Below are 25,005 nucleotides of genomic sequence, written 5' to 3'. Positions count from 1 at the left end.
GATTCCGCCCAGCGCCTCCATCCGGAGCGTGCCCGGCAAGCTCCGATCCTCGCCGATCACCACCAGCGCTTCGGATCCCTTGTTCCCGTCATGCCGCGACAAGGCCAGCGCGGCCTCGTACCGGGCCTCTGGCTCGGCTCCGGAGTCCTTGGCGATCGCGGTGAGCAACGGAGCACCCGTACTGGCGTCCTTCGCGAGGGCTGCACGTGCCGCCTTCACCCGCAGCGCGCTGTCCACGTCGGAAGATGCGGCCAGTTCGCCGTAGAGCCCGGCAACAACGGCTGGTCCCGCACACCGGGCGGCGATCTCAACGGCGCGGAAGCGGTCGGAATCAGCCTGGTTCGGAGTGCGCACGAAGTCGCGGAGGGCGGGGAAAGCTGCGGCACCGTCGACACCTGCCAGGTACGTCAGCGCTTCCAAGCGGTACGAGTCGGTCGCTCCGCAGCTGGCCACGATGTCCAAGACCAGCGCGACCGCGGCCTCGCGGTCGTCTCCCCTGGCCATCTTCGCCGCGGTCAGCCGGAGATCGCGGTCGAGCTCCCGGCTCTTGGCGATCGCCAGGACCAGCCCGACTTCGCGCCCGTGATCCTGGACCAGGAGTCTCGCTGCGTCGAACCTGCGGTCGATCGGTGCTTTCCCGGATTCGGCGAGGGCCGTGAGATCGGCTTCGGCCCGACCCGGCTCGTGCTCTTCGAGCAGGCGCACGGCCTGGTACCGGATCACTGGTTCCGGTGTGGAGCGAACCAGTGCGGAGAGCGCTTCCAGTCCGCGATCGGCATCGTGTGCCAGCACTTTCTTGCCGGCGTCGAGCCGCTGTTCGTCGTCGAGTTCGCGGTCGAAGGCCAGTCGGTCCATGACGGTGAGATCGTGTCCCAGCACCGTGGTGAGGATCTCCGCCGCCTCGACGCGCAACGCGCGGTTCGCCTTGTCCTCCGCGACTTCGGTGAACAACGCGTGCACCTGCGAAACGCCCAGATCGCGCAAGTGCCTGGCCAGCGCGGTCCGGGGCATCTTCCCCACCCGCGCATCGTTGATGAACAGCCGGATGCTCGGTATCGCCCGCTCGGCGTCGAACGAGGCGAACTCGCGGACGGCTTCGTAACGCCGGTCCACCGGGCCGGTGGTGGCCAGCGCCTCCAGTTCTTGAGCGGCCCGTTCCTCGTCCAGAGCCGCCAGCCAGGTCAGGCAGTCCTGCCATTCCCGACTGGCGCTCGCCGGATTCGAGACGACCTTGCGCAGGATCCGCACCGCTCGGTCGACGAGCGCCGGATCGAGCTCCACGCCGTGCCGAACCAGTTCGGCGAGGAATCCGACGTTGTGCCGCCAACGGCCCCGGCGCAGCAGCCTCCGGAGCATCCGCGTCAGATCGACACCTTCCTCCGCCCACCTCGCGGCGAGGAACGTCTTGACTTCGAGGTGCGGCCATGGCCAGCTCGGCTGCGGGGCGAGCAGTCGCCGACCGGACCGCGTGCGCGGATCGCTGCTGGCGGCGAGACGACAGGCCGCCAGGTACTCCTCGACGGTCTGGTGCAGGAACCGGAACTCGCTCCCGGGCTGGATGACCAGGCCGCTGATCCGCAGCACGTCGGCCAGCAGCTCGGCCCATTCCTCGGGCGACATCGAGCCCGTCGGGCGTTCAACCCCGGTCCAGGCCAGTGCGTGCTCGAACAGCGGCAGATCCCGTTGCTCCGCGCCGAGTTTCTGCCGCCCGAACGCGATCTCCTGCAGCAGGGGCTCGATGTTCTCGATCAGCTGGTCCGGTGGACCCGCGCCAGGAATTCCGCCGCGGCGTCCTCCGGGCCCGGGTGCTGCCGCTCGCGCAGCATCCGAGCTGCGAATTCACGGAGCTCGCCGTCGGTGAACGGTTCGATGCTGAAGGTCGGGAACCTGCTCTGGTCGACCTTGCCGAGGAATCCACGCCGGTCCAGCGGCCTGCTGGTGATGAGCACCTGGTACGCCGGGAGCTCGCGCAGCGCGCCGATCGCGCGCAACACGACATGGCGTGCAGCGGTATCGAGGACTTCGTCCAGCCCGTCGACCAGCACTAACCAGTCGACGCCGGGCAGCGGCTTCGGTGCCGAAGAGCTCGACCAGCTGCGAGCGGCCCAGCTGGCGGCTGAAGCCGTGCACGACGCCGTCGGCCCAGCGCGTCCGGCAATGTCGCATTCGTGGTCAGCGCCGCGGCCGGGATCAGCACCGGCACGAACGCGCCGTCGCCCTCGGCGAGCCACCGCCGGGCGGGTCCGGCGGCCAGCCGCCGGACCAGGCTGGATTTGCCCATGCCCGGCAGACCCAGGCGCTGCGCAGCCGACGCACCGACTCCTCGGACTCCGCCTGGTGCACGTGAACACCGCCCTGGATGCAACCCGCTTGCACCACGTGGCCGTGTACTGGGCCGTTGATCTCGTTCCTGTGCACCCGGAGACGTTAGGACGCACACCCGTTCGCACGGCAGCGATTGGAAGAAATGATCAGGCTCTGGGCACGCCGACGTCATCGAGAACCGAGGTGTGGGCACAGAGGCTGGCGGTGTGGTACCGGGCACGGCGAGGCACTCGTCCAGGGAGTCCACGCCACCGACGGATGCGCGAAGTGCTGCTCGTAGCCGAACGTGCTGAACAACTTGGCCGCGTCGCGCGGTGCGCCCATCATGGCCGGTGAGTCCGCGGGAGGTCGGCATGCATTCAGGTGGGCAGGTGGTCGTCGGAGTGGACGGTTCCCCGGCATCGCTGGCAGCTGCCGCGTGGGCCGCCGATGAGGCCGAGCTCCGGCACGCCGAGCAGGTGCGGTTCGTGATGGTGTCCGGCGATCGAACGACCGACGACGAAGCCCGGGCGACCGTCGGCCCGGTGACGAGCAGATTCGCCGAGCGCCGGTCCGGCGTGGAGGCGACCTCCGACGTCGTGCGCGGCGACCCCGCCGACGTGCTGGTCGGGCTCTCCGGCAGCGCGGAGCTGGTCGCGGTCGGTTCACGCGGGCGCAGCCCGCTGGCCGCGACGCTGCTCGGGTCGGTCAGCGCCAAGCTGGCCGCGCACGCGGTGTGCCCGGCCGTGATCGTGCGGGAGCACCGCAGCAGCGGGCCGGTGGTGGTCGGGCTGGACAACTCCCCGCACAGTCGAGCCGCGCTGCGATTCGCGTTCGACGCCGCAGCACGGTACCGGTGCGAGCTCGTGGCCGCGCAGGTGTGGCAGGACTTCGAGTACGCACCGGTCGTACCGCCCCTGGACTACGAACTGGCCGAGCTGCGCGATGGAGCTCTGCGTGCCCTCGCCGAGCAGCTGGCGGGATGCGCCGAGGACTACCCGGACGTCCCGGTCGAGCGGATCGCGCCGCGCGGGCACCCGGTGGCCGAGCTCTCTGCCGCAGCGGAGCGGGCGCGGCTGCTGGTCGTCGGGCACCGGGGACGTGGCGGGTTCACCGGCCTCCTGCTGGGCTCGGTGGCGATGGGCGTGCTGCACCACGCGCAATGCCCGGTGGCCATCGTCCGGGATGGGCGCTGATGGGCTCGTCCTGCTCAGCGGGATGAGCCGCCGACGCCCGTATCACCGCTCGTCCCCGGACTCCGCCAACCTCCCGAAGCGCATCATCACCTGCGGCATCGCGGGGAAGCCGAGACCGGCTGCCAGCCCGGATCGGACCTCTGCCAGGTGCAGCGGTTGTGTCATGACGGAGACGACCAGCCCGGGAGCGGTCGCCTCCAGCCAGGTCTGCTCCACCGCGGCACCCACGCGGACCTGTTCTGCCGGCCCATCGGCCTGGGTCCCCACGAGCAGCACCGCTTCCCGCTGGATGCGCGTGGCCAGCACGTGCTCGTCGGGCAACCGGGTGCGGCCGGTGGTCAAGCCCACCGCGGCCAGTCCCCGCTCACCGAGCCCCTCGCGCCGCAGACCGTCACCGGTCACCGTCGTCCACGAGGAAAGCTCCCGCTGGTAGTCGGCGTTGCCGCGGAACACCCGCCCCGCGTAGGTCAGCAGCCTCGCAACGCCCAACGCCTCGTCGGCGCCGGAGACCCAGCGACCGGTGACACCGGGAGCCGCGATCGCCTCCAGCAGCACGTCCAGAGTGCTCGCCGGAAGCCCAGGTCCGTCGAACGGACGTCGGCAACTCCAGCGGTCGAGCACCGCTGCGCCGCGACGCCGCTCCGCTTCGCTCGGCTCAGCGCGCCCGGTCGCGGTGACCGTGGCGGTCACCAGGCCGGCGCTGGAGCCGAACGCCACTTCCGTGGTCCACCTCAGGCCGCGGATCGCCAGCACCAGGTTCGCCAACGCCGCGCCGCAGGAGATGCGGCGGTCCCGGCCTTCCGGGTCGTGCTGCGCCAGCAGGGTCGGACGTTCGCGCAGTTCCGCACTCCGACCGCGCAGTGCGAGCGACCAAGGACGCGAGTTGTGCACTGATGGCGCGTTCTGGACCGCTCGGTTGATGACCACCGATTCCGCCGCCGACCACTCCCCCTGCCCGTGGCGGCCTTCGACCTCACCCGCGGCCGTGTTCATCCGGTTCCCCTTTCGCCTCGAGCTGCTGCGGACTCGTCCGGTGCACCCGGCTCCGGCCGCACGTCGACGACCGCGTGCTCGCGAGTCCCAGGGAGTTCGTCCGGTCGGTCATGTTCCACCTCGCAGACCCGACTATTCCCCGTTTCACCCCGACCGGACCAGGGAAGTTCGTCACGGAAATCCCTCCACAGTGGATAGACAGACGGGTGCCGGCCCGGTCACGCGCGGCGTCTTCGCTCGGTCAGCGTCTCCAGCCGCCTCCGGTACTCCTCCTCATCGATCTCCCCGCGCGCGAAGCGCTCCGCCAGCACCTCCTCGGCGCGGGTGCTACCGGAATCAGCCCGTCCGGTCCGCTGGAGGTAGCGCACCAGCGCGATGATCGCGACGACCACGAGCACCCAGAAGAGGACCATCCCCACCGTCATCACCAGCATCCCGAGAAGGCCCCATCCGCCCCCGTAGTACATCGCGATCCCTCCCGCAACAGCGCGTGCCGACGCCCTGACCCCACTGTTCGACGGGCTGCGGCACCGGTAAAGAGGCGATGGTCACCGGACTGTCCGGGAGGCCGAGCCGGCTGCGGGGAGTGACGGCCTCGCCACGGGCGGGGTGACCGGGCAGGAATCCGTATGGGCGGGGACTGCCCCGGGTAGCCCCGACAGGATCGCGCCCGGAGCGCGCTTGGGGGTCGCCATGGTTCAGGGCTTCTGGACTGAGCCGGGTACGCACGGGCCGATCGCCGACGTCGGCGTGCCGCCGTGCGCAAGATCTGGGTCTGGGCGGTGATCATCGCGGCCGGTGGTTTCCTGTTCGGGTTCGACACCGGCGTGATCTCCGGGGCGCTGCTCTACATCGCGCCGGAGTTCCACCTCAGCCCGGCGATGCAGGGCGGCGTGGTCAGCGTGCTGCTGCTCGGCGCGATGGTCGGCGCCCTGTGGATCGGTGGCGTCGCGGACAGGCTGGGGCGGCGGCCGGTGCTCGGGCTGGAAGGCGCGGTGTTCCTGGTCGGCACCGCGCTGGCCGTGTCCGCCCAGAACTACGCGACTCTCATGGTGGCCCGCGTCATCCTGGGGCTGGCGGTCGATTCAGCCTCGGCCACCGTGCCTATCTAGGTGCGCGGGAGCCTGAAAATTCAACCCTGGGGACGAGCAACGGGAGGTTCCGGTGAGAGCTATGACGGTGGTGCCGGGCGTGCCCGGTACGGCGGGTGTCAGCAGCAGGCCCGAACCCGCGGTCACCGACGGCGACGTCCTGGTGGAGGGGCTGTCGGTCGGGATCTGCGGTACTGACACCGAAATCGTCAACGGCCGCCACGGTGCCGCGCCGCCGGGGCGCGAAGAGCTGATCCTCGGGCACGAATCCCACGGCCGCGTGCTCGAAGCGCCGGACGGCAGCGGATTCGCCGCGGGCGACGTCGTCGCGGGCATCGTCCGGCGGCCGGACGACTGCCCGTGCTGCCGGGCCGGGCAGTGGGACTTCTGCCGGACCGGACGCTACGTCGAGCGCGGGATCCAGCACGCGGACGGCTACGGCAGCCAGTACTGGCGGGTGCCGGAGGAGTTCCTGGTCAAGCTCGACCCGGGCCTCGGCGAGACCGGCGTGCTGATGGAGCCGACGACGATCGTGACCAAGGCGTGGGAGCAGGTCCAGTACATCCGCCGCCGCGCCTGCCACGTCGGCGAAGTCGCGCTGATCACCGGTGCCGGCCCGATCGGGTTGCTCGCGGCGATGATCAGCGTGCGGCTCGGCTACGACACGCACGTCTACGACCGCAGCGACGCCGGTCCCAAACCCGAACTGGTCAGAGCTCTCGGCGCCACCTTCCACGTCGCCGACGCGGTCACCGACATCGGGATCCGCCCGGATGCGGTGGTGGAGGCCACCGGCGCCGGGACCGTGGTGGCCGACCTGATGAAGGTGGTGGCGCCGAACGCGGTGCTCTGCCTGACCGGCCTCGGTTCGGGCACGCACCGGATCCCGATGGAGATGGACCGGGTCAACAGCTGGTTCGTGATGGGAAACCAGGTGGTGGTCGGCTCGGTGAACGCCAACCGCGGCCACTACGAGCAAGCGGCGGACCACCTGGCGGGAGCGGACCGGGGTTGGCTGCAGGCACTCCTGACCCGCAAGGTCCCGCTGACCTCGTGGACCGACGCTCTCGATCGCGGACCGGGCGACATCAAGGTCGTCGTGGACCTGCAAGCCTGACCCGGCCCGCACCTTCCGCGGTTCGTCGCCGTGCTGGCACAATCACGCGATTGTGACCACCCAGCAGATCCTGGAGCGCGAAGCGCGCACCCGTTCCGAAGCGGACGCACTGGTGGCCGAGCTGGGACTGGAGGCCGAGCTGTCGGCGATCGGCTCCCCGACCCGGGTGGGCAGTTCGGCGCTCCGCGTGATGGTCCGTCGCGACGTCGACATCACCGTGACCTGCGCCGAACTCGACCGGGCCACGCACCGGGCCGTCACCCGCCTCGGCGCGGAGCTGGCGCTGCACGAGCAGGTCCGCGAGGTGCGGCTCCGCGACGACACCGGGCGGTGGAACACCGACCCGATGTACCCCGACGGCCTGTACCTGAACATCTCCTGCCGCGACACCGCGGATCACGAGTGGACGCTCGACATCTGGTTCGTCGACGAACCGGAGCGCCAGCCCGACTTGACGCACCTGCGCACGCTGGCCCCGCGGTTGGACGACGCGGCACGCGCAGCGGTGCTGGCCATCAAGCACGAGCTGGCGACCCGGCCCGAGGACCCGATCGCCAGCTACGAGGTCTACCGCGCGGTGCTCGACCACGGCGTGGTCACGCCCGAGGAGTTCGCCGCTTGGCGGGCGCGCAGCTGAGGCGGCCGACGCGGCTTCTGCTCAGGAATCGGCTGCTTTCCGGTGGGCAGCGCGGATCGCGGCGAAGGCGAAGGCCACCGTCGCCGCCGCGCTCACCGGCAGCGTGATCGACATCCGGGGCGGGTCCAGCAGGTTCGCCCAGGCCCACGGGACGAACGGCCACAGGTGCTGCTGGAGCCCGGTGCCGCCGATCAGGATGCCGAGCAGGACACCGATGACGGCGACCGCCACGCTGATCACCAGCGAGGTCCGGATCGCCAGCCAGAGGCCGGCAGCGGTGAGCATCGCGCCGACCACCGCACCGGTGAGCGCGATCGGCCAGGTGTGCGCGAGCGGCAGGCCCGCCGCCAGGTACACCAGCGCCGTGGTCAGCGAGACGAGCGCGGTGATGGTGAGCGCGATGCCGGTCAGCGCCAGTGCCGGCCCGGTGGTTCCGGTGGACCGGGCTGCGACCGCTCGCCAGCCCTGGCCGGTGGCCTGCCAGATCACCATCCCCAGCACCGAGGTCCCGATCGGCAGGACCACCAGGGTGAACAGCTCGACGCTGCGCGCCGGGTCGTGCCAGGGCAGCCACAGAGCAACCAGGCCGACCGCCGCCGGGCACAGCCACCACAGCGCGGTCCGGTTCAGCGTGGTCAGCATCGCGCGCAGCACCCGGGGGTCGCCCGGTCGCTCCGCTTCGGCCGCTACTTGCGCGGCTCGCTGAGGTTCAGGCTGTCGAGGTGCCCGGGAAACCGGCCGGTTCAGGCGCGGCAGGAGCAGGAACGGCACCGCGAGGACTGCGCCCAGCAGCATCGGTGCCCACGGCGAGGCCGTGGCCAGGGGATCGCCCGGCGGCAGGGTGATGCCGTTCGCGTGGGTGCCCATGATCGGCAGCGCGCCGCGGAGCATCCACGTGAACGGCAGGAACGGCCACGACGGGGATTCGGCGTAGAGCACGCCCAGCACCGTCCACACCAGACCGCCGCCGAGGACCACGAGCCAGCCGACGTGCATCGCCAGCCACAGCAGCATCGCGACGACGCCGAGCTGCGACGCCCACAGCACGACGACGAGTTCGACGGCGCGTCCCCACGGGATCCGGGTCACGTCGGTCAGCAGGCCGATCACCAGCAGCATGGGAACGACAGCCAGGAAGTTGAGCAAGAGCACCCGCGCCGCCAGGTCGGTGAACCGGCTCAGGCGGCGGAAGACCGGGCGCACCGGCCGGTACCAGGTGCCGCCGCCCCGGGCCGCGCGGTCGATGCGGGCCGAGCTGGCCACCAGGAGTGCGGTCAGCATCGGGCCCGCGAACACCGCCCACAGGTTCTGGTGGGCGAAGACTCCCTGCCAGCTGGCACCGCTGCCGATGCCGAACAGCACCACCGTGTTGACCAGGCCGAACGCGAGCCCGGCCAGCGGCAGGCGGGCCACCGCGCTGCGCCGCCAGGTGGCGAACTCGGCCCGCAGGGCCTGCGGCAGCCCGGCCTGCGCCGTCATGCGCGCACCCCGGTTCCGGTCAATGCGAAGTAGGCGCGTTCGAGGTCGCCGTCCGGGGCGAAGTCGGCGATGCTGCCCTGGTACCGGAGCTGCCCCGCGGCGATCAGCCCGATGTCGTCGGCGAGCGACGCCACTTCGCCGAGCAGGTGGCTCGACAGCACCACGGTGCGGCCGCCGTCGGTGAACCGGCGCAGCATGGTCCGCAGCGCCGCGATCCCCTCCGGGTCCAGCCCGTTCTGCGGTTCGTCGAGGATGAGCAGGTCCGGGTCGCCCAGCATCGCCATCGCCAGCGCGAGGCGGCCCTTCATCCCGGTGGAGAAGCTCTTGGCCTTCTTGCGGCCGGCGTCGCTCAGCTCAACGGCGGCCAGCACGCGCTCCACCTCCGCCCCGGAAACCCCGAGCAGGTGCGCGTGCACCGCCAGGTTCTGCCGCGCGGAGAGGTGGCCGTAGTAGCTGGGGCCGTTGATGCTCGCTCCGATGCGCGCCAGCGCTCCGCGGTTCCACGGTTGCCCGAACAGCCGGATTTCCCCGGAACTGGGCGGAAGCAGGCCGAGGAGCATCTTCAGCGTGGTGGACTTGCCCGCGCCGTTCGGGCCGAGCAGACCGTAGATCCGGCCCGGTCGCACCGCCAGGTGCACCGAGTCCACAGCGGTCGCGGAGCCGAAAGTCCTGGTGAGACCGGCGGTCTGGACGACCGGGACCTCCCCGGCACCGGACGAGGGTGGACGCATCGACGAGCTCCAATCTGCTACGTCGTGTAGCAATTCGTGGCGCGCGAAGTCCCGCGCCGGGAGGGAGTGCTGATCAGGAAGTCACAGCAAAACGACCACCAGGCCGGCGGCCAGTGCTGCGGCGGCGCGGACTGCCCACGTCCGCCACGCCGGGAGGTTCTTGGGCGCAGCAGCCAGCGCATGCGCCCGGTGGACGAGTTCGACGTGCGGATCGAGGAATCCCGTCCCCGTCGGAACGAGATCGCGCCCCGCCATGGCATCGACCTGAGCGCGCAGGGCACGCGCGACGGCGGGCGCGCCCAGGGCAGCACGCGCCCGCTCGTCCGCCCAGAGCTCGGCCGCCAGCCGCACCTCGGCGAGCACCGCGCGCCTGCCCGGAATCCACCACCAGGCCCGCAGCAGGCAGGTGGCCAGGAAGATCCACAGTGGATGGCGGGCTCTCGCGTGGGCGCGTTCGTGCTCGATGATCGCGGGCGCGGCCGCGGACTCCGCGGTCGCCCGGTCCAGGACGATGTGCGGGCGGAACAACCCGACGGTGCAGGCCACCTTCTCGCGTGAGCGGACGAGCCACAGGTCATCGCGCCGCTCGGGCGCCAGCGCGGCGACCCGGCGAGCACCGCGGATCACCTGGGCGAAACCGAGCGCGAAAGATGCGGCCAGCGAAGCGATCGGCAGCACGAAGAGCAGCAGCAGCACCTCGCACGCCACGACGGTCAGCAGATCGTCGCCGTCGACCAGGACGGGGTTGCTGATCCCCCACGCCAGCGGCGCGCGCCAGGGCACCGCGTCGCGCAACGGGCTCTCCGGGAGGTACGGCACCGACATCGCCAGGAACGGCGTCATCGAGACGAGCACGGCGAGGAAGAACCGCTCGCGCGGCGGCAACCGCCGGATGACCCGCTTCGCCGCGTGCCACCCGGAGAGCACCGCCAGCGGGCCCCACAACGCGATGACGACCTGCGGATAGCCGAGCCAGTCGATGCTCATCGCGCACCACCGGGCTCGTCCTGGTCCTCGATCTCGGCCAGCAGGGCGCGCACCTGCGCGAGCTGGTCGGTGTCGTCGCGCACCGCGCGGACGAAGTTCGCCACGGCGAGGTCGCCGAAGCCGTCGACCAGCTGCCGCACCTGGGTGGCCGCCACCTCCTGCTCCACCTCGGCCCGCGACCGGCTCGGCCAGTACACGTACTGGCGGCCTTCCTTGCGGCGAGCCAGGAAACCCTTGCCGACGAGCCGCTCCATCACCGTCTTCACCGTGGTGTAGGCCTGATTCCCGCGCAGCCGCTTGACGCACTCGGCCACGTCCATCTCGCCACCGGACCAGAGCACGTCGAGGATCGCCAACTCCAGCGGCCCGAAGTGCGCCGCCAGCCCCTGCCGCTTCGACATGCTACGAACCGTAGCAGAAGCCGGAGCGGCGACGGCCCGCAACTCCGCAGCCCGCCAGACCACCGTTTCCGCAGCCCGCAGGAGCTCGCGAGGAGCGGCGACCCGACGCGCCCCGTTCTCGCTTTTCACCAGTGAATGACGGCAATTACCGAAACCCGACCACGACTCGCTCATCGATCCAGAGATGGGAGAAGCACGCACACCCGGACACCGCCGAAATGTCGTTACCCACTTTCAGCCGGTCCACATACGACGCAGATCGAACACCTCCCGAACCTGGAAATCGCGCCCCCACGGGGAACCCTCCCAGGCTCACACACCAATCAGCACTCGCCCAAGCACCACTCGAATAACGGCACCGAAGCAAACAATTCAACCCGCCCGAGCGAGCCGAACCAGCCCGCAGTCCACAATGAACGCGACATGGCGGGCACGTTCGCGCTCAACGCCGAATCGATCCGTCACGTGCCTTAATCGACCACAATGGAAGACCAGCACCGCAGATCCGAATCACCGGCATCACCGGCAGCGACCCGGGAAGCCAGACGAAGGCCCTAATCTGCACAAATGCACCAAGGAAACCTTCAGCACCCGCATTTGCGCAGGTGAAGTGAGGTGCCATTATTACCGACAACAGTGGCCGGAAAATTGATAATGTGTGAATAACAGTTAACCGAACCTGTGATGCGCGTCTCACCCATCCTGCCGATTGAGCGGAATGCGGCGGCCGGTAGTCTGAATTTTGGTCAGCGATGGACCGTGCGGTCGATCGATGCAACTGGGGATCTCATTCGAATAGGTTTCGTCGCTCATTCATGGCGCGTCAATGCAGCCGCGCCGAGCGCGTGAGTCGCTGGCTTCTATTCGCACGATTCGACTCGGCGGACTTCTCGCGCAGACGCGGGCCGGCCGACCCCGCACCTGCTTCACCGAACAACTCAGCCGAACCGAGAAGCAACCCGGATCAGACGATCAGCGCAATTCCGGTCCGGCATCAGCAGTAATCCGGCAATCGTTTCCACGAATTCACGGACACCTGGATTCCAAGGACGGTGGTGCTCGGACGCACCCCGAAAGCCCGCGGACGTGAAGGAGAGCAGGTGGCAGAACAGCTGGTGATCGCGGACCTCGACGAGACATCCGTCGTGCACGGCGTGCACGGCGCGGCCGGTGCGTCGGAGTGGAAGTGCTTCGCCCGGCGCGACAACCTCTTCGGGCGTTGGGAGGCGGTCGAGTGGGCCGCGCTGCCGCCGGGCGGGATCAGCGGCGCGCACGTCCACACCCGCACCGAGGAGCTCTACTTCATCATCTCCGGCACCGGGGTCATGCTCCTCGACGGCCAGGAGCACCCGGTCGAGGCAGGTGACCTGATCCTCAACGGCCTCGGCACCCGGCACGGCCTGCGGAACGCCGGCGACGACCGGCTGGAGTGGCTCGTCATCGAGGTGGTGGGGCCACCGATGGCAGCCGTCTACGCCCATCACCAGCAGCAGATCGACGTAAGGGGATGACGATGAGCAACGCCGTGGTGATCAACCTCCGCGAGGTGCGGGAGATCGACGCCGGGGACTTCCTCAGCGGCCCGCTCGGGCGCGTCCGCCTGCCGCAGCTCCAGCCCGGCCAGCAGGAGACGCTGGTCGCCGAGGACCAGGAGCACACCCTGTTCGTCGTGCGGGGCAACGGGAACGCGGTGTCCGGGGCGGCGACCGTGGCACTGCGGCCCGGCGTGGCGCTGACCCTGCCGCTGGGCAGCGAGGTCTCGGTCGTCGCCGGCGACGAAGGCCTCGAGCTGTTCACCGCCAGCCTCGCCATCCCGCAGAGCCCGGGAGCCGCCGAATGATCGTCACCAACGCCGGCGGCCTGAGCCGGACGGCGGACGGCAGCGCCTGGCGCTGCCTGGCCCGCCGCGGCATGCTGCACAGCGAATGCGAGGCCATCGACTACCACCGGTTGCCGCCGGGCGCCACGCGGGACGGGCGCGGCCGGGACGGCGTCGAAACCGCCTGGTTCGTCCTCAGTGGACAGGGCCGCTTCGTCGACGGCGCGGAACGCTCCGCCGCACTGCGCCCCGGAGATCTCCTGTTCGCCGCCGGCGGTGCGCGCGGAGCGGTGCACAACGATTCCTCCGGTGAGCTCGAACTGCTCTCCCTGACCGTGCTGCCCACCGCGGTGACCGATCGGCTGCCCGCGCGGGTTCCGGTGGCGCCTTGGCTGCTGGCCGGGGGTGACCATGACTGACCGGCTGGTGATCACCACGCTGGACGAGCCGTCCGAGGTCCACGAGATGCACGGCGGCGAGCTGGTCGCGCGGTGGAAGTGCCTGGTGCGGCGGAACAACATGTTCGGGCCGTGGGAGGCGGTGGAGCGCTCCTCGCTGCCGCCGGGCGCGGCCAGCGGCGTGCACCTGCACAGCCGGACCGAGCAGTTCGACTACGTCGTGTCCGGGCAGGGCGTCATGACGATCAACGGCGCGGACCACCCGGTCGCCGCCGGCGATCTCATCACGACCTGCCTAGGCACCCGGCACGGCATCCGCAACACCGGCACCGAGGACCTGGTCTGGTTGGTCATCGAGGTTTCCGGCCCCGGGATGGCGGAAGGCGTGCCGGACTCGGGCACCGAGGACGTCCGCGCCGAGGTGATCGACCTCCGCGAAGCCCGCGACGTCGACGCGCTGGACTACCTCGCCGGCCCGCTGCGCCGGGCGCGGCTGGTGCACCTCGACCCGGGCCGCACCGAGTCCTTGGTGGCCGACGACCAGGAGCACGTGCTCTTCACGCTGAGCGGCACCGGGACCGCGACGGCCGGAGCCACCACCGTGCCGCTGCGCCACGGCGTGTCGGTGGGGCTGCCGCACCGCGGCGCCGCGTCGATCGAGGGCGGGCCGGATGGAGTGGAGTTCTTCGTGGTGAGCCTTGCCGTTCCGGCGAACGCGGGAGGTGCGTCGTGATCGTTTCCAGAACCCACGACGGTCTCACCGAGACCTTCGACGGCGAGCTCGGCAACGCCGTGTGGCGGTGCCTCGGCCGCCGCGGGATGTTGTTCAGCGAGTGCGAATCCTTCGACTTCGTCCGGCTCGCACCGGGAGCCGCCCTCGACGAGCGCGGCCGCGGCGACATCGAGGAGGCGTGGTTCGTGCTGCGCGGCAGCGGCGAGTTCGTCGCCGACGGCGAGGCTCCGCTGCAACTCCGCGAGGGCGAGCTCGTCCTCTGCTCCCACGGAACCGGCGGCAGGTGGCGCGCTACCGCCGACTCCCCGCTCGAACTGCTCGTCCTGGCGCTGATGCCCGCTGCGGTGAGCCGGCGGCTCCCGAGGCGCACCCCGGCCGACTGACCCGAGCACCGACTGACACCAGAAGGGAGGGGACGCGTGAGTCACCAGCGCATCGAGGTCGACGTCCTCGTCGTGGGTTCCGGGCCGGTGGGCGCCACGTTCGCGCGCACGCTCGTCGACGGCGGGCGCGAGGTCATGGTCGTGGACGCCGGTCCGCAGCTGTCCAGCAGGCCGGGCGAACACCTGAAGAACCACCTCGCCTACCAGCACAGCCACGAGCGGTTCGGCGCGCTGATCCGCGGCCACCTGCACCCGTTGTCGCGCCCGGCCCGCGCGGTGGGCCCGCCGGAGGAGCTGATCAGCCTCGCCGCGGGCGTCGCCACCTACGCGGTCGGCGGCATGGCCACCCACTGGACGGGCGTGACGCCCCGGCACCACCCGACCGTCGAGCGCTCCAATGCCATCCCGGCGGCCGACTGGGATTCGCTCTACGGCGAGGCCGAGGCGCTCCTCAACACGCGCACCGACCTGACCGCGAGCGCGATCTCCCACCAGGTCGTGATCGACGCGCTCGCCGCCGAGTACGCGGAACTGCCCGCCCCGTACGGCGTTCAGCACCTCCCGATGGCCGCCGAACGCCGCGCGGACAATCCCGGGCTGGTGCGCTGGACCGGTGTGGACACCATCCTCGGCCCGCTGGCCGACGGCGACGCCGACGGGTTCGTCCTGCGTGAGCAGCACCAGTGCACGCGGCTCGTGCCCGCGGCGGACGGGTCGCGCATCGAGTACGCCGAGATCATCGACCACACCACGTGGCGGACGTTGCGCGTCGAGGCGAGCACGTACGTCGTCGCCTGCGGCGCCGTGCTCACCCCGCAGCTGCTCCACGCCTCCGGCATCCGCCCGCCGGCGCTCGGCCGCCACCTCACCGAACAACCGGTCGCCTTCTGCCAGATCCTGCTCCGGGACGACCTGGTCGAGGGTGTCGCGGCGGACCCGCGCTTCGCCGAGCGGGTGGCGGCGCACCGGACCGGCCACCCCGACGACGCGCTGCCGATCCCGCTGGACGACCTCGATCCGAACGTGTGGATCCCGGTGTCGCAGGACCGCCCGTGGCACTGCCAGATCCACCGCGATCTGCCCTACGACGACATGGTGGTGGACCCGGACCTGGACGGCAGGCTGGTGGTCGACCTGCGCTGGTTCGGGCTGGTCGACCCGAGGCCGGAGAACCGGGTTCTCTTCTCCGACACCGCCCGCGATCGCTACGGCATGCCGGAGGCGGGCTTCGAGTTCTCGCTCAGCGACTCCGACCGCGCCCGGCAGCACCGGATGATGGCGGACCTGCGGCGAGCCGCCGCCGCGCTCGGGCCGTACGTGCCCGGTTCCGAGCCGAGGTTCATCCTCCCCACGCTCCCGCTGCACATCGCGGGAACCACCCGGATGGGCACCGACCCGGACACCAGCGTGGTCGATCCCGGCTCCCGGGTCTGGGGCGTGGAGAACCTCTACCTCGGCGGCAACGGCCTGATCCCGACCGGCAACGCGAGCAACCCGACGCTGACGAGCGTGGCGATGGCGCTGCGCGCCGCACGCGGGATTCTCCGCGCCGGGCAAGCATTCCCAGCAGAAAGGGCGCTCGCGTGAACAGCCCTGCGCAAACCACAACCCTGCTCAACCGCACGTCAGAGGAACGTGGCGCAACCCGGCCAGAAGAAACCCCGAAACGCACGATCGATCGCGAGCGCATCGGTGAATCGCGGAGAAACATTTGCGGAAAGGCGGCACAGCACCCATGAGCGGCCCTGGATACCTGTTCCTCGGTGACGAAGAGAAAGCGCTGGTCCACCAGGCGCTGGACGAGTGGCACCTGAACCGCTACCGGTTCGACGAAGCGGCCGGACCGTCCATGGTGTACGCGCTCGAGCGCGAGTTCGAGCAGCGCACCGGCGCCCGGCACTGCCTCGCCGTCAACAGCTGCACGTCCGCGCTGCTCACCGCGCTGGTGGCGCTCGGCGTCGGTCCCGGCGACGAGGTGATCGTGCCCGGTTACACGTTCATCGCCTCCATCGCCGCGATCGTGCACCGCGGTGCGGTCCCGGTGCTCGCCGAGATCGACGAGTCCCTCACCCTCGACCCGGCGGACGTGGCGCGCCGGATCACGCCCGCGACGAAGGCCATCGTCGCGGTGCACATGCTCGGTGCTCCGGCCGACATGGGAGAGCTGCGTCGGATCGCCGACGAGCACGGTCTCCTCCTCATCGAGGACGCGGCACAAGCTTGCGGTGGCCGGCACCAGGGCCGCGCGCTCGGCACCATCGGGGACGCCGGGGCCTTCTCGCTCAACCTGTTCAAGATCATCACCAGCGGCGACGGCGGCCTGCTCACGTTGGCCGACGACACGGCTTACGAACGCGCCTTCGCCTTCCACGACCACGGGTTCAAGCCGCTGCGGCAGGGCATCGCCGACGCCGATTCGCTGTTCGGGATGAACCTGCGGATGCACGAGCTCAGCGGTGCCGTGGCGCTGGGCCAGCTGCGCAAGATCGACGACATCCTGGGCGTGCTGCGCAAGCAGAAGACGGCGTTCCTGGAGGCGATCGGCGAGCTGCCGGGCGTGACCCGCAGGCGCATCAACGATCCGGACGGCGAGTGCTTCTCGTTCCTGGTCCTGCAGTTCGAGACCGTCGAAGCGGCGCGCGCGGTGGCCGAACGGCTGGGCACCTCCACGCTCATCGACTCGGGCCGCCACTACTACGGGAACATGCCCCAGCTGCTCGCGCGCCGCACGCCCACGCCCTCGGAACACCCCTTCGCCTCCAGCGACCGGCGCTACGAGGCGAACATGCTCCCCCGCACCGACGAGATCCTCGGCCGGTCGATCGCCCTGTCGGTCGGCGTGGTCGACGCCTATCTCGGCTCGGGAGTCGGCATCAACCCGCTCTCGTCACCGGACGAGATCGCCGCCGCCGCCCGCGCCGTCCAGTCAGCAGTCGACGAAGTGGTTGCGATGAAATGAACACACATGCGGTCGAAACCGCACTGACGGAGGCGACAGCCATGGCCCATCAGTGGCAGGCCCAGGCCGAGCAGACCATCACCTACGAAGTCCGGATGACCGACGGCGTCCTCGATCCGTCCAACCGAGCGCTGCTGGACGCGGGAGCGACCGTCCGCACCGATGAGCCCCGCCGGTTCATCGTGATCGACGCCAACGTGCACGAGATCTACGGCGATGCGCTCCGAAAGTACCTCGCGCACCACAACTGCGAATACCGGCTGTGCGTGCTGTCGGCCTCGGAGGAGGCCAAGACCATGGAGTCGGTGTTCACCGTGGTCAACGGCCTCGACTCGTTCGGCATCTCGCGCAGGCACGAGCCGATCATCGCCATCGGCGGCGGGATCGTGCTGGACATCGCCGGCCTGGCCGCCAGCATGTACCGGCGCAGCACGCCCTACGTCCGGGTGCCCACCTCCCTGATCGGGCTCGTCGACGCCGGCGTCGGCATCAAGACCGGGGTGAACTTCGGCTCCCACAAGAACCGGCTCGGCTCCTACTTCGCGCCGACCGCGGCGCTGCTGGACCGCGGCTTCCTGGCCACTGTGGACGATCGGCACATCAGCAACGGGCTCGCCGAGATCCTCAAGATCGCGCTGATCAAGGACGCGGTGCTGTTCCGGCTGATGGAGGAGCACGCCGAACTGCTGCTCGCCGAACGGCTCACCGGCCAGACGCCGACCGGCGACGTGGTGGCGCGGGAGGTCTTCAGCCGCGCGGTCGGCGGCATGCTGGAGGAGCTGGAACCGAACCTGTGGGAGCAGAAGCTGGAGCGGCTGGTCGACTACGGCCACTCCTTCAGCCCCACCCTGGAGATGCGCGCTCTGCCCGCGCTCCTTCACGGCGAGGCCGTCACCGTTGACATGGCGCTCACCACGGTGCTGGCCGAGGCGCGCGGCATGGTGTCCGCATCGGACCGCGAGCGGATCTTCCGCCTGATGCGCAGGCTCCGGCTTCCCGTCTGGCACCCGTTGCTGGAGACCGGGTTGCTGGAGCACGCGCTGCGGGAGACCACCCGGCACCGGGACGGGTTGCAGCGGATGCCGGTCCCGGTCGGCATCGGCGGAGCCCGCTTCCTGCACGACCTCACCGTCGCCGAGCTCACCGGCGCGGCCGAGACCCTGCACGAGCTGGGAGGCGACCGATGACCCGGCGAGGCATCCCCGGCGCGGTCGCGGTGCACCACGTCGCCTACACGGTGCCCGACCTCGACCAGGCCGTCGAGTTCTTCACCGAGGTCATCGGCGCCGAACTGGCCTACACGCTGGTCCAGGACGCCGCGGGCGACTGGATGACCCGCAAGCTCGACGTGGACGCCACGGCCACCGCCCGCATCGCCATGCTGCGGCTGGGCCCGGTGACCAACCTGGAGCTCTTCGAGTACACCGCGCCCGACCAGCGTCGGCAGCTCCCCCGCAACAGCGACTGGGGCGGTCACCACCTGGCCATCCACGTCGAGGACGTCGACGCCGCCGCGGAGTACTTGCGGGCGCAACCGGGCGTCCGGGTGCTCGGCACCCCGGAGACCATCTCCGACGGCCCCATCGCGGGAGACCGCTGGGTGTACTTCACGACGCCGTGGGGGATGCAGCTGGAACTGATCAACCTGCCCCCTGGGGCACCGTTCGAGCAGCAGACGGACGTGCGGCTGTACCAGCCGGACGGATCCTGGTCCGATCGCATAGGAGTTTCATGAGCCAGCAGCACAACGTCTCTCCCGAGCAGCCGGCGATCGTCCCGGCCGGCGAGGGCGAGACGATCTGGTTCGACGGCAACGTCTACACCGTCAAGATCAGCGGCAAGGCCACCAACGGAGCCCTGTCCGTCCTGGAATCCTCGATCCTGCCGGGATGCGGCCCGCCGCCGCACGTGCACACCGAGTCCGACGAGGTGTTCCACGTGCTGTCCGGCCAGCTGGAGTTCCAGGTCGGCGACGCGCGGTTCACCGGCAAGGCCGGGGACTACGTCTTCGTCCCGCACGGCACGCCGCACTGCTTCAAGAACGTCGGCGTGCACGTCGCGCACACGATCTTCGCCTACACCCCGGCCGGGTTCGAGGAGTTCTTCCTGGCCTCGGGCCAGCCGGCGGTGCCGAGCACGCCGGTGCCGCAGTGGGGTCCGGATGAGTTCGCGAAGGCGGTGGCGATCGCCCCGCGCTTCGGCTGGGAAGGACCGAGCACCAAGTAGTTCGCCCGAACGCACCGCGCGCCGTCCCGGGCCGGGACGGCGCGCGGTGCGCGCTCACGACAGGAACCGAGGGTAGGACCATGACGTTCACCGAGCTCAACCCGTTCCCGGTCACCGACCCGGTGGCCGGCTTCGACACCACCGCCTTCGACCTGGACGCCTACCTGCGGCGGATCGACCACCCGCGCGTCGAGCCGTCCGCGGCGGCGCTGCGCTCGCTGCACAGCGCGCACGTGCGGGCCATCCCGTTCGAGAACATCGACGTCGCGCTGGGCAGGCACCGCGGCATCGAGCTGCCCGCCATCATGGACAAGCTGGTCCGCCGCAACCGCGGCGGCTACTGCTTCGAGCACGGCCTGCTTTTCGCCGCCGCGCTGGAGAAGCTCGGCTTCACCGTCCGGCGCAGCTTCGCCCGGGTCAGGCCGAACCACGAGCGCGGCTCGTACACCCACATGCTCGCGGTGGTGCCCGTCGACGGGACGGACCACCTGGTGGACGTCGGCTTCGGCGCCTGGGTGATGCAGCCGACGCCGCTGATCGACGGCGCCGAGGTGGACCAGGCCGGCTGGCGGCACCGGATCCGCCGGGACAACGGCCACTGGGTGTTCGAGAAGCACACCGACGACGGCTGGGAGGCGCTGCACGCCACCCTCGGCCTGCCCGCCCGGCAGGTCGACTACGAGGTGTTCCACCACTACACCTCCACCCACCCGCGCTCCCCGTTCACCGGTCAGCTGGTGGTGATGCGGCTGACCGACGGCGTGGTGCGCAAGTTCGTCGGGCACCGGCTCATCACCGAGCACGCCGACGGCCGCGTGGAGACCGCCGAGATCACCACCGACCAGCTGGCCGGCACCCTGCGCGCGCTGGACGTCGAGCTGACCCCGGCCGAGCTCTCCGCACTGCAGGAGTTCTACGAGTCCGCTGAGGACACCGAAGCGCTGTGATCGCGTTCGCCGATGGACGCGGCCACCGGCTGCCGCTCCGAGAGGCGGAACAGCACCGCGACGAGCACCGCCACGCCGACGCACAGCGCACCGAGCACCCACAGCGAGAGGTCCATGGCGGCCGGGTACTCCGGGCCCGCCAGGGTTCCGGAGGTCCGGGCCGCCAGCACCGCGCCGATCACGGCGATGCCGAGGGTTTCCCCGGTCAGCTTGGTGGTGTTGAACAGGCCCGCGGCCATGCCCGACTGCTCCGCGGGCATGCTGCTGACCGCCAAGCCGTCCAGCAGCCCGGTGGCGATGGCGATCCCCACGCCCATCAGCAGCAGCGGTCCCGCGTACTCCTCGGTGGCGGCGAACCAGGCCGCGCCCGCACCGACCAGCACCAGGGCCGCGATCACCTGCACCGACGGGCTCACCCAGCGGGTGACCATCCCGCACAGGATCGGCACCACCAGCATCGGCCCGGTCAGCAGGATGACGAGCGCACCGGCCTGGGCCGCCGTCACGGGCTGCGTCGACATGAAGTACGACGGCAGGTACACCACCAGCGGGCCGAACACCGCCACGATCGCGATGTTGGCGGCGCACAGCCCGAGGAACCGGGAGGAGGTCAGCAGCCGAAGATCCAGCAGCGGGTCGGCGGCCCGCCGTTCGATCCTGATGAACAGCGGGAACAGGACCACCGCACCCAGCAGCGCCAGCAGCACGAGCGGAGACGTCCAGCCCAGTTCCGGGCCCTCCACGAACACCAGGATCAGCAGCATGAGGGCGAGGGTGAACGTCGTCGTGCCCGCCCAGTCCATCCGGCCCGTCGCGGCGTTGCCCGGTGCGGAGCGGAAATCGGGCAGGAACCGGAAGAACGCCAGCGCGATCAGGCCGATCGCGCCGGGCAGGCCGAACGTGCTGCGCCAGCCGAACGACTCCATCAGCAGCCCGGCCAGGGTGGGCCCGAAGGCGAGCCCGAGCCCGATGGTCGCGCCGAACAGCCCGAAGATCCTGGTCCGCGCCGCGCCGGTGAAGACCTGGGCGAGCATCGCGCTGGCGCCGGTCACGGTGGCGGCCGCGCCGATCCCGGCCAGCGCGCGGGCCAGGTCGAGCAGCACGATGTCGGTGACCACCGCGCTCACCAGCGCGCACACCGAGAACGACGCGACGCCCGCGAGGAACGTCCGGCGCCGGCCGTACCGGTCCGCGAGCGAACCGGTCACCAGCATGAAACCCGCGAAGGTCGCGCTGTAGCCGTTGACGACCCACTGCGTGGCCGCGAGCGTGGTGTCCAGGTCCTCGGTGATCCGGATGAGCGCGACGGAGGCCCCGCTCAAGGTGAACGGAACGAGAAATAGTGCGGTCAGCGAGATGAAGACCGTTGCGACGCGATTCATGTCAGGTGACTCCCCCAGAAGCGCTGCTCGTCGACGCCCGCATCCGGTCGGCGCGCACGGCCCCCCTCGGCCTGGTTCACGACGTGCGGACGCGTTCTCGACGATAGCCGACGCGGATTTCACGCGGCGTTCGAATAACCCACCCGTGACCGGGATCTCAAAACCGGGTTCGCGCTCTCCGGGAATTGCGAGCACAACCGTCCACGTTCGACACTCGACCTGCCGACATCCGAAGGGGAAACCGCAGGCCGACCAGCTCGACCTCGTCCTGCGAAACCAGCGGGAACAACTTCGCCGGACGCACTGCCAGCGCATTCTCCCCCAGGCCAATAACACGTGAACATCGGGCGTACTTTTCACCTTGGTGGAATATGCCAAATTGCACCATGCAGAGCCGCAATCAGCAGATCAGAAGTGAGCCGCGGATCGCACTCCGCGGATTCTCCCTCGGGGTGCGAAATTTCCGGATACGCTATCGATCGCACGACGCATGCGAGTGAATTGGAGCGAGATGGAACTCAAGCTGGAAGGCAAGACCGCGCTGGTGACCGGTGCCAGCAAGGGCATCGGCCTGGCCGTGGTCCAGGCGCTGGCCGCGGAGGGAGTGCAGGTGGCTGCATGTGCTCGCACCACCAGTGAGGCATTGGCCGAGGCGACTCCGCTGACCCGGCAAGCGGATCTGTCCGATGCGGGGCAGACGGCGGAAATGGTGGAGTGGGCGCTCGGCGAGCTGGGCGGCATCGACCTGCTGGTCAACAACGTCGGCGGCTCCCCGGCGCGCACCGACGGATTCCTGGCGATCAGCGACGAAGAATGGCAGCACGCGTTCGAGCTGAACTTCTTCAGCACGGTGCGCACCACCCGGGCGGCCCTGCCGAGCCTGCTCGAGCGCAAGGGGAACATCGTCAACATCGGCTCGGTCAACTCGCAGCTGGCGCTGCCCCGGCTGATCGACTACTCCGCCGCCAAGGCCGCGATGACCAACTTCGCCAAGTCGCTCGCCGAGGAGTACGGCGAAGCGGGCCTGCGGGTGAACACCATCTCCCCAGGGCCGACGCGCACCGCGGTCTGGACGTCCTCCGACGGGATGGCCTCCGGGCTGTCCCGCAGCGCGGGGATCGACCACGAGGAGTTCGTCTCGCAGGTGCCTGCGATGACCGGGCTCAACACCGGCAAGTTCACCGAGCCGGAAGAGCTGGCCGTGCTCGTGGTGCTGCTGGCCTCCGGTCGCGTGCCCAACATGAACGGCGCGGACCTGGTGGTCGACGGGGGAATGCTCAAGCAGCTCTGAGCTGAGTGACTGGGGACGGCGGGAACACAACCGGTTGTGTTCCCGCCGCCGTGTTCTCCGTCAGGGCCGGACCGACTGCCGGTGGCGGAAGACGTTGCCGGGATCCCAGCGCCGCTTCACCTCTTGCAGCCGGGGGTAGTTGCTCCCGTAGTACAGCTCCACCCCGGACAGCCCGGACCGGTTCCACTCCGGGGCGTCGAGGTCGACGTCCGGGTAGTTGACGTAGCAGCCCGCGGTGCGCTCGTCGTGCAGCGGCACGCCGCCGGTCTCGGCGAACATGTCGTGGAAGAACGCGCGGATCCAGCTGAGGTTGTAGTCGTCCTCGGCCGGGTCGGACCAGTAGTTCTGGATCAGCAGCTTCATCACCGAGTCGCGCTGGACCACCGCGGTGTCCTCCGCGGCCACCGAGTTGATCTTGCCGCCGTAGGCGGAGATCAGCAGCAGCGCGGTGTCGTTGCTGTAGTCGGGGCTGGTCAGGTACCGGTAGATGGTCCCGATCTGGTCATCCGACAGCGTCGCGCGCAAGTACCCCGACCGGTACTTGGCCCGCAGGCTGGGGTTGGTCAGCGTCGGCGTGCCGGTGGCCAGCATCTGCGTCGCCTGCAGCCAGGGCAGCCGTCGCGGCGTCGCCAGCTGCGGCCTCGGCAGGTAGTCGCCCATCGAGGTGGTCACCGGACCGGTCGGGACCTCGACGCCGGCGCACACCTCGTCGAGGAACTCCGCCAGCACCGATTCCGCGTCCGGCACCGACCCGTCCACCTGCGTCATCATCCCGATCTGACCGTTCGACCGGTGGTTGACCTGGAGGGTGGCGAACAGGCCCGCGGCGGGCGAATCCGGATCCTGGTTGCGGACCTGCCAGTCGGCGAAGTTGCCGATCAGCCTGCGGAACGAGTCCTCGGTGATCGACTCCCACTCCCAGGAAACGGCACTGACCAGGACCTCGGCCGGCGGCGAGGGCAGCAGCGGCGCGGTGGGATCGGCATCGGCTTCCGGCGACCGGAGCCAGTAGCGGGTGACCACGCCGAAATTGCCACCGCCGCCACCGGTGTGCGCCCACCAAAGATCCCGGTTCGGGTCGTCGGCGTCCCGGGTCGCGATGACGACGTCGGCGGTGCCGTTCTCGTCGACGACCACCACCTCGACCGCGTACAGGTGGTCGACGACGAGCCCGTGCTTCCGGGAGAGGAATCCGTAGCCGCCACCGCAGATGTGCCCGCCGGCGGCCACCGAATAGCACATCCCGCCGGGGAAGGTCACACCCCGGAGCCGGTAAATGGTCTCGTAAACGTCGAGCAGCTCCGCCCCGGCTTCGACGGCGAATGCGTTCATCGCCCGGTCGAAGTACACCCGGGTCATCTCGGACAGGTCGATCACGACGTTGACGTCCGAGTTGTACACGAAGTCCTCGTAGCAGTGCCCGCCACTGCGGACCGAGAGGCGTTTCTGCGAGTCGACCGCGTCCTGAACCGCGATTCGCACCTCGCGGCTGGAGGTGGGCAGGTAAACGTAATCGGGCCGGGCGACCCAGCGCTGATTCTTTCCGCGCACCAGGTCCCCATACCTGGCGTCGCTGGGTGAGACGCGGACCGGCGTCGACCGCTGTCCGTTCCCGGTCGAGCCGTTCAGTTCTATGGACCGACTCTGTTCGGCCATTGTCCCAGTCATTGAATCCCCATAAGTTCTTCGTCGCGCACGTTCCAATCAACGTGCGCATGCGGCGAGGCTACACGAACGGGTGAACGCGGGTGGCGGATTTTCCGCTGGCCCCGAGCAGTTCTCAGCTACTCCTCAGCGGTTTACCGAATATTTCCGAAAATGGGTTGTCATTCCGGATGTTCCCGGGAGCTCCGAGCGGTAGCGTGGATGGGTTGAAAACCGACCGGAAGCGGGTTTTCCCAGGCCACGCCGTCGGCCTTCGGCACGACGGC

General features: G+C 70.0%; 25 protein-coding genes. 17 read left to right on the top strand and 8 right to left on the bottom strand.

Annotated elements, in window-relative coordinates:
• The first annotated feature begins 90 nt into the window (after positions 1-90).
• Positions 91-2,661, top strand: a complete 2,571-nt coding sequence (locus ATL45_RS38545) for a hypothetical protein (protein ID WP_143121581.1) — start codon at positions 91-93, stop codon at positions 2,659-2,661.
• Between the two features lie 17 nt (positions 2,662-2,678).
• Positions 2,679-3,500: a universal stress protein gene (locus ATL45_RS27895; protein ID WP_093148810.1), complete on the top strand. Its 822-nt coding sequence runs from the start codon at positions 2,679-2,681 to the stop codon at positions 3,498-3,500.
• Between the two features lie 42 nt (positions 3,501-3,542).
• Here the strand turns inward: ATL45_RS27895 and ATL45_RS27890 are convergent, their stop codons facing one another.
• Both ATL45_RS27890 and ATL45_RS27885 read right to left on the bottom strand, forming a co-directional pair.
• Positions 3,543-4,493: a nitroreductase family protein gene (locus tag ATL45_RS27890; RefSeq protein WP_093148815.1), complete on the bottom strand. Its 951-nt coding sequence runs from the start codon at positions 4,491-4,493 to the stop codon at positions 3,543-3,545.
• 218 nt (positions 4,494-4,711) lie between these two features.
• On the bottom strand, positions 4,712-4,960 hold the full coding sequence (locus ATL45_RS27885; protein ID WP_093148819.1) for an SHOCT domain-containing protein: 249 nt from the start codon (positions 4,958-4,960) through the stop codon (positions 4,712-4,714).
• 291 nt (positions 4,961-5,251) lie between these two features.
• On the opposite strand from ATL45_RS27885, the gene ATL45_RS27880 reads away from it, so the two are divergent.
• From ATL45_RS27880 to ATL45_RS27870, 3 genes are all read left to right on the top strand, one after another.
• On the top strand, positions 5,252-5,605 hold the full coding sequence (locus tag ATL45_RS27880) for an MFS transporter (protein WP_211841307.1): 354 nt from the start codon (positions 5,252-5,254) through the stop codon (positions 5,603-5,605).
• 61 nt (positions 5,606-5,666) lie between these two features.
• Positions 5,667-6,701 carry a glucose 1-dehydrogenase gene (locus ATL45_RS27875; RefSeq protein WP_246025876.1) on the top strand — a complete coding sequence of 345 codons (1,035 nt, stop codon included), beginning with the start codon at positions 5,667-5,669 and terminating at the stop codon, positions 6,699-6,701.
• Between the two features lie 52 nt (positions 6,702-6,753).
• Positions 6,754-7,338: a hypothetical protein gene (locus tag ATL45_RS27870; protein WP_093148827.1), complete on the top strand. Its 585-nt coding sequence runs from the start codon at positions 6,754-6,756 to the stop codon at positions 7,336-7,338.
• Between the two features lie 21 nt (positions 7,339-7,359).
• Here ATL45_RS27870 and ATL45_RS27865 read toward each other — a convergent pair whose 3' ends face one another.
• From ATL45_RS27865 to ATL45_RS27850, 4 genes are all read right to left on the bottom strand, one after another.
• The gene (locus ATL45_RS27865) at positions 7,360-8,817 is read right to left on the bottom strand and encodes a hypothetical protein (RefSeq protein WP_093148831.1); all 1,458 of its coding nucleotides are present in this window, start codon (positions 8,815-8,817) and stop codon (positions 7,360-7,362) included.
• Entirely contained in the window at positions 8,814-9,548 is a 735-nt protein-coding gene (locus ATL45_RS27860; protein WP_093148834.1) for an ABC transporter ATP-binding protein, read from the bottom strand. Before ATL45_RS27860 ends, ATL45_RS27865 begins: the two co-directional genes overlap by 4 nt.
• Before the next feature lie 81 nt (positions 9,549-9,629).
• The gene (locus tag ATL45_RS27855) at positions 9,630-10,535 is read right to left on the bottom strand and encodes a M56 family metallopeptidase (protein WP_093148835.1); all 906 of its coding nucleotides are present in this window, start codon (positions 10,533-10,535) and stop codon (positions 9,630-9,632) included.
• On the bottom strand, positions 10,532-10,936 hold the full coding sequence (locus ATL45_RS27850; protein WP_170210369.1) for a BlaI/MecI/CopY family transcriptional regulator: 405 nt from the start codon (positions 10,934-10,936) through the stop codon (positions 10,532-10,534). Before ATL45_RS27850 ends, ATL45_RS27855 begins: the two co-directional genes overlap by 4 nt.
• 1,100 nt (positions 10,937-12,036) lie before the next feature.
• On the opposite strand from ATL45_RS27850, the gene ATL45_RS39400 reads away from it, so the two are divergent.
• From ATL45_RS39400 to ATL45_RS27800, 11 genes are all read left to right on the top strand, one after another.
• Entirely contained in the window at positions 12,037-12,447 is a 411-nt protein-coding gene (locus tag ATL45_RS39400; RefSeq protein WP_211841306.1) for a cupin domain-containing protein, read from the top strand.
• Positions 12,448-12,449: 2 nt separating this feature from the next.
• Positions 12,450-12,776: a cupin domain-containing protein gene (locus tag ATL45_RS39395; RefSeq protein ID WP_211841305.1), complete on the top strand. Its 327-nt coding sequence runs from the start codon at positions 12,450-12,452 to the stop codon at positions 12,774-12,776.
• On the top strand, positions 12,773-13,174 hold the full coding sequence (locus ATL45_RS27840) for a cupin domain-containing protein (protein WP_093148840.1): 402 nt from the start codon (positions 12,773-12,775) through the stop codon (positions 13,172-13,174). Before ATL45_RS39395 ends, ATL45_RS27840 begins: the two co-directional genes overlap by 4 nt.
• Positions 13,167-13,886: a cupin domain-containing protein gene (locus ATL45_RS27835; RefSeq protein ID WP_093148843.1), complete on the top strand. Its 720-nt coding sequence runs from the start codon at positions 13,167-13,169 to the stop codon at positions 13,884-13,886. The genes ATL45_RS27840 and ATL45_RS27835 overlap by 8 nt, the downstream gene beginning before the upstream one ends.
• Positions 13,883-14,269 carry a cupin domain-containing protein gene (locus ATL45_RS27830; protein WP_093148847.1) on the top strand — a complete coding sequence of 129 codons (387 nt, stop codon included), beginning with the start codon at positions 13,883-13,885 and terminating at the stop codon, positions 14,267-14,269. Before ATL45_RS27835 ends, ATL45_RS27830 begins: the two co-directional genes overlap by 4 nt.
• A gap of 36 nt (positions 14,270-14,305) precedes the next feature.
• The gene (locus ATL45_RS27825) at positions 14,306-15,856 is read left to right on the top strand and encodes a GMC oxidoreductase (protein ID WP_093148850.1); all 1,551 of its coding nucleotides are present in this window, start codon (positions 14,306-14,308) and stop codon (positions 15,854-15,856) included.
• Between the two features lie 148 nt (positions 15,857-16,004).
• Entirely contained in the window at positions 16,005-17,228 is a 1,224-nt protein-coding gene (locus ATL45_RS27820) for a DegT/DnrJ/EryC1/StrS family aminotransferase (protein ID WP_093148852.1), read from the top strand.
• A 41-nt stretch (positions 17,229-17,269) separates the two neighbouring features.
• Complete coding sequence (locus ATL45_RS27815) at positions 17,270-18,415, top strand: sedoheptulose 7-phosphate cyclase (RefSeq protein WP_246025584.1); 1,146 nt, start codon at positions 17,270-17,272, stop codon at positions 18,413-18,415.
• Positions 18,412-18,963 carry a VOC family protein gene (locus tag ATL45_RS27810; protein WP_093148857.1) on the top strand — a complete coding sequence of 184 codons (552 nt, stop codon included), beginning with the start codon at positions 18,412-18,414 and terminating at the stop codon, positions 18,961-18,963. Before ATL45_RS27815 ends, ATL45_RS27810 begins: the two co-directional genes overlap by 4 nt.
• Positions 18,960-19,454, top strand: a complete 495-nt coding sequence (locus ATL45_RS27805) for a cupin domain-containing protein (RefSeq protein ID WP_093148861.1) — start codon at positions 18,960-18,962, stop codon at positions 19,452-19,454. Before ATL45_RS27810 ends, ATL45_RS27805 begins: the two co-directional genes overlap by 4 nt.
• Before the next feature lie 80 nt (positions 19,455-19,534).
• Positions 19,535-20,401 (top strand): arylamine N-acetyltransferase family protein, encoded by an 867-nt coding sequence (locus ATL45_RS27800; RefSeq protein ID WP_093148864.1) that lies wholly within the window; start codon positions 19,535-19,537, stop codon positions 20,399-20,401.
• On the opposite strand, the gene ATL45_RS27795 is transcribed toward ATL45_RS27800, so the two are convergent.
• The gene (locus ATL45_RS27795; RefSeq protein ID WP_170210368.1) at positions 20,368-21,783 is read right to left on the bottom strand and encodes an MFS transporter; all 1,416 of its coding nucleotides are present in this window, start codon (positions 21,781-21,783) and stop codon (positions 20,368-20,370) included. The two genes, ATL45_RS27800 and ATL45_RS27795, sit on opposite strands and share 34 nt — an antisense overlap.
• 511 nt (positions 21,784-22,294) lie before the next feature.
• On the opposite strand from ATL45_RS27795, the gene ATL45_RS27790 reads away from it, so the two are divergent.
• The gene (locus ATL45_RS27790) at positions 22,295-23,074 is read left to right on the top strand and encodes an SDR family NAD(P)-dependent oxidoreductase (protein ID WP_093148869.1); all 780 of its coding nucleotides are present in this window, start codon (positions 22,295-22,297) and stop codon (positions 23,072-23,074) included.
• 60 nt (positions 23,075-23,134) lie between these two features.
• On the opposite strand, the gene ATL45_RS27785 is transcribed toward ATL45_RS27790, so the two are convergent.
• Positions 23,135-24,625, bottom strand: coding sequence for an FAD-binding oxidoreductase (locus ATL45_RS27785; RefSeq protein ID WP_246025583.1), 1,491 nt, complete (start codon positions 24,623-24,625; stop codon positions 23,135-23,137).
• Between the last annotated feature and the right edge of the window lie 380 nt (positions 24,626-25,005).

The sequence above is a fragment of the Saccharopolyspora antimicrobica genome (assembly GCF_003635025.1).
GTDB classification, from domain to species: Bacteria; Actinomycetota; Actinomycetes; order Mycobacteriales; family Pseudonocardiaceae; genus Saccharopolyspora; species Saccharopolyspora antimicrobica.
Note: the sequence above shows the minus strand (reverse complement) of the source record. Positions and strands in the feature narration are given on the sequence as shown.

What these genes read in the sequence shown, in the direction of transcription:
- ATL45_RS38545 (WP_143121581.1), top strand. Translation starts at nt 91, where the DNA reads ATGCCGCGACAAGGCCAGCGCGGCCTCGTACCGGGCCTCTGGCTCGGC.
- ATL45_RS27895 (WP_093148810.1), top strand. Translation starts at nt 2,679, where the DNA reads ATGCATTCAGGTGGGCAGGTGGTCGTCGGAGTGGACGGTTCCCCGGCA.
- ATL45_RS27890 (WP_093148815.1), bottom strand. Translation starts at nt 4,493, where the DNA reads ATGAACACGGCCGCGGGTGAGGTCGAAGGCCGCCACGGGCAGGGGGAG.
- ATL45_RS27885 (WP_093148819.1), bottom strand. Translation starts at nt 4,960, where the DNA reads ATGTACTACGGGGGCGGATGGGGCCTTCTCGGGATGCTGGTGATGACG.
- ATL45_RS27875 (WP_246025876.1), top strand. Translation starts at nt 5,667, where the DNA reads ATGACGGTGGTGCCGGGCGTGCCCGGTACGGCGGGTGTCAGCAGCAGG.
- ATL45_RS27865 (WP_093148831.1), bottom strand. Translation starts at nt 8,817, where the DNA reads ATGACGGCGCAGGCCGGGCTGCCGCAGGCCCTGCGGGCCGAGTTCGCC.
- ATL45_RS27860 (WP_093148834.1), bottom strand. Translation starts at nt 9,548, where the DNA reads ATGCGTCCACCCTCGTCCGGTGCCGGGGAGGTCCCGGTCGTCCAGACC.
- ATL45_RS27855 (WP_093148835.1), bottom strand. Translation starts at nt 10,535, where the DNA reads ATGAGCATCGACTGGCTCGGCTATCCGCAGGTCGTCATCGCGTTGTGG.
- ATL45_RS27850 (WP_170210369.1), bottom strand. Translation starts at nt 10,936, where the DNA reads ATGTCGAAGCGGCAGGGGCTGGCGGCGCACTTCGGGCCGCTGGAGTTG.
- ATL45_RS39395 (WP_211841305.1), top strand. Translation starts at nt 12,450, where the DNA reads ATGAGCAACGCCGTGGTGATCAACCTCCGCGAGGTGCGGGAGATCGAC.
- ATL45_RS27840 (WP_093148840.1), top strand. Translation starts at nt 12,773, where the DNA reads ATGATCGTCACCAACGCCGGCGGCCTGAGCCGGACGGCGGACGGCAGC.
- ATL45_RS27835 (WP_093148843.1), top strand. Translation starts at nt 13,167, where the DNA reads ATGACTGACCGGCTGGTGATCACCACGCTGGACGAGCCGTCCGAGGTC.
- ATL45_RS27820 (WP_093148852.1), top strand. Translation starts at nt 16,005, where the DNA reads ATGAGCGGCCCTGGATACCTGTTCCTCGGTGACGAAGAGAAAGCGCTG.
- ATL45_RS27815 (WP_246025584.1), top strand. Translation starts at nt 17,270, where the DNA reads ATGGCCCATCAGTGGCAGGCCCAGGCCGAGCAGACCATCACCTACGAA.
- ATL45_RS27810 (WP_093148857.1), top strand. Translation starts at nt 18,412, where the DNA reads ATGACCCGGCGAGGCATCCCCGGCGCGGTCGCGGTGCACCACGTCGCC.
- ATL45_RS27805 (WP_093148861.1), top strand. Translation starts at nt 18,960, where the DNA reads ATGAGCCAGCAGCACAACGTCTCTCCCGAGCAGCCGGCGATCGTCCCG.
- ATL45_RS27800 (WP_093148864.1), top strand. Translation starts at nt 19,535, where the DNA reads ATGACGTTCACCGAGCTCAACCCGTTCCCGGTCACCGACCCGGTGGCC.
- ATL45_RS27795 (WP_170210368.1), bottom strand. Translation starts at nt 21,783, where the DNA reads ATGAATCGCGTCGCAACGGTCTTCATCTCGCTGACCGCACTATTTCTC.
- ATL45_RS27790 (WP_093148869.1), top strand. Translation starts at nt 22,295, where the DNA reads ATGGAACTCAAGCTGGAAGGCAAGACCGCGCTGGTGACCGGTGCCAGC.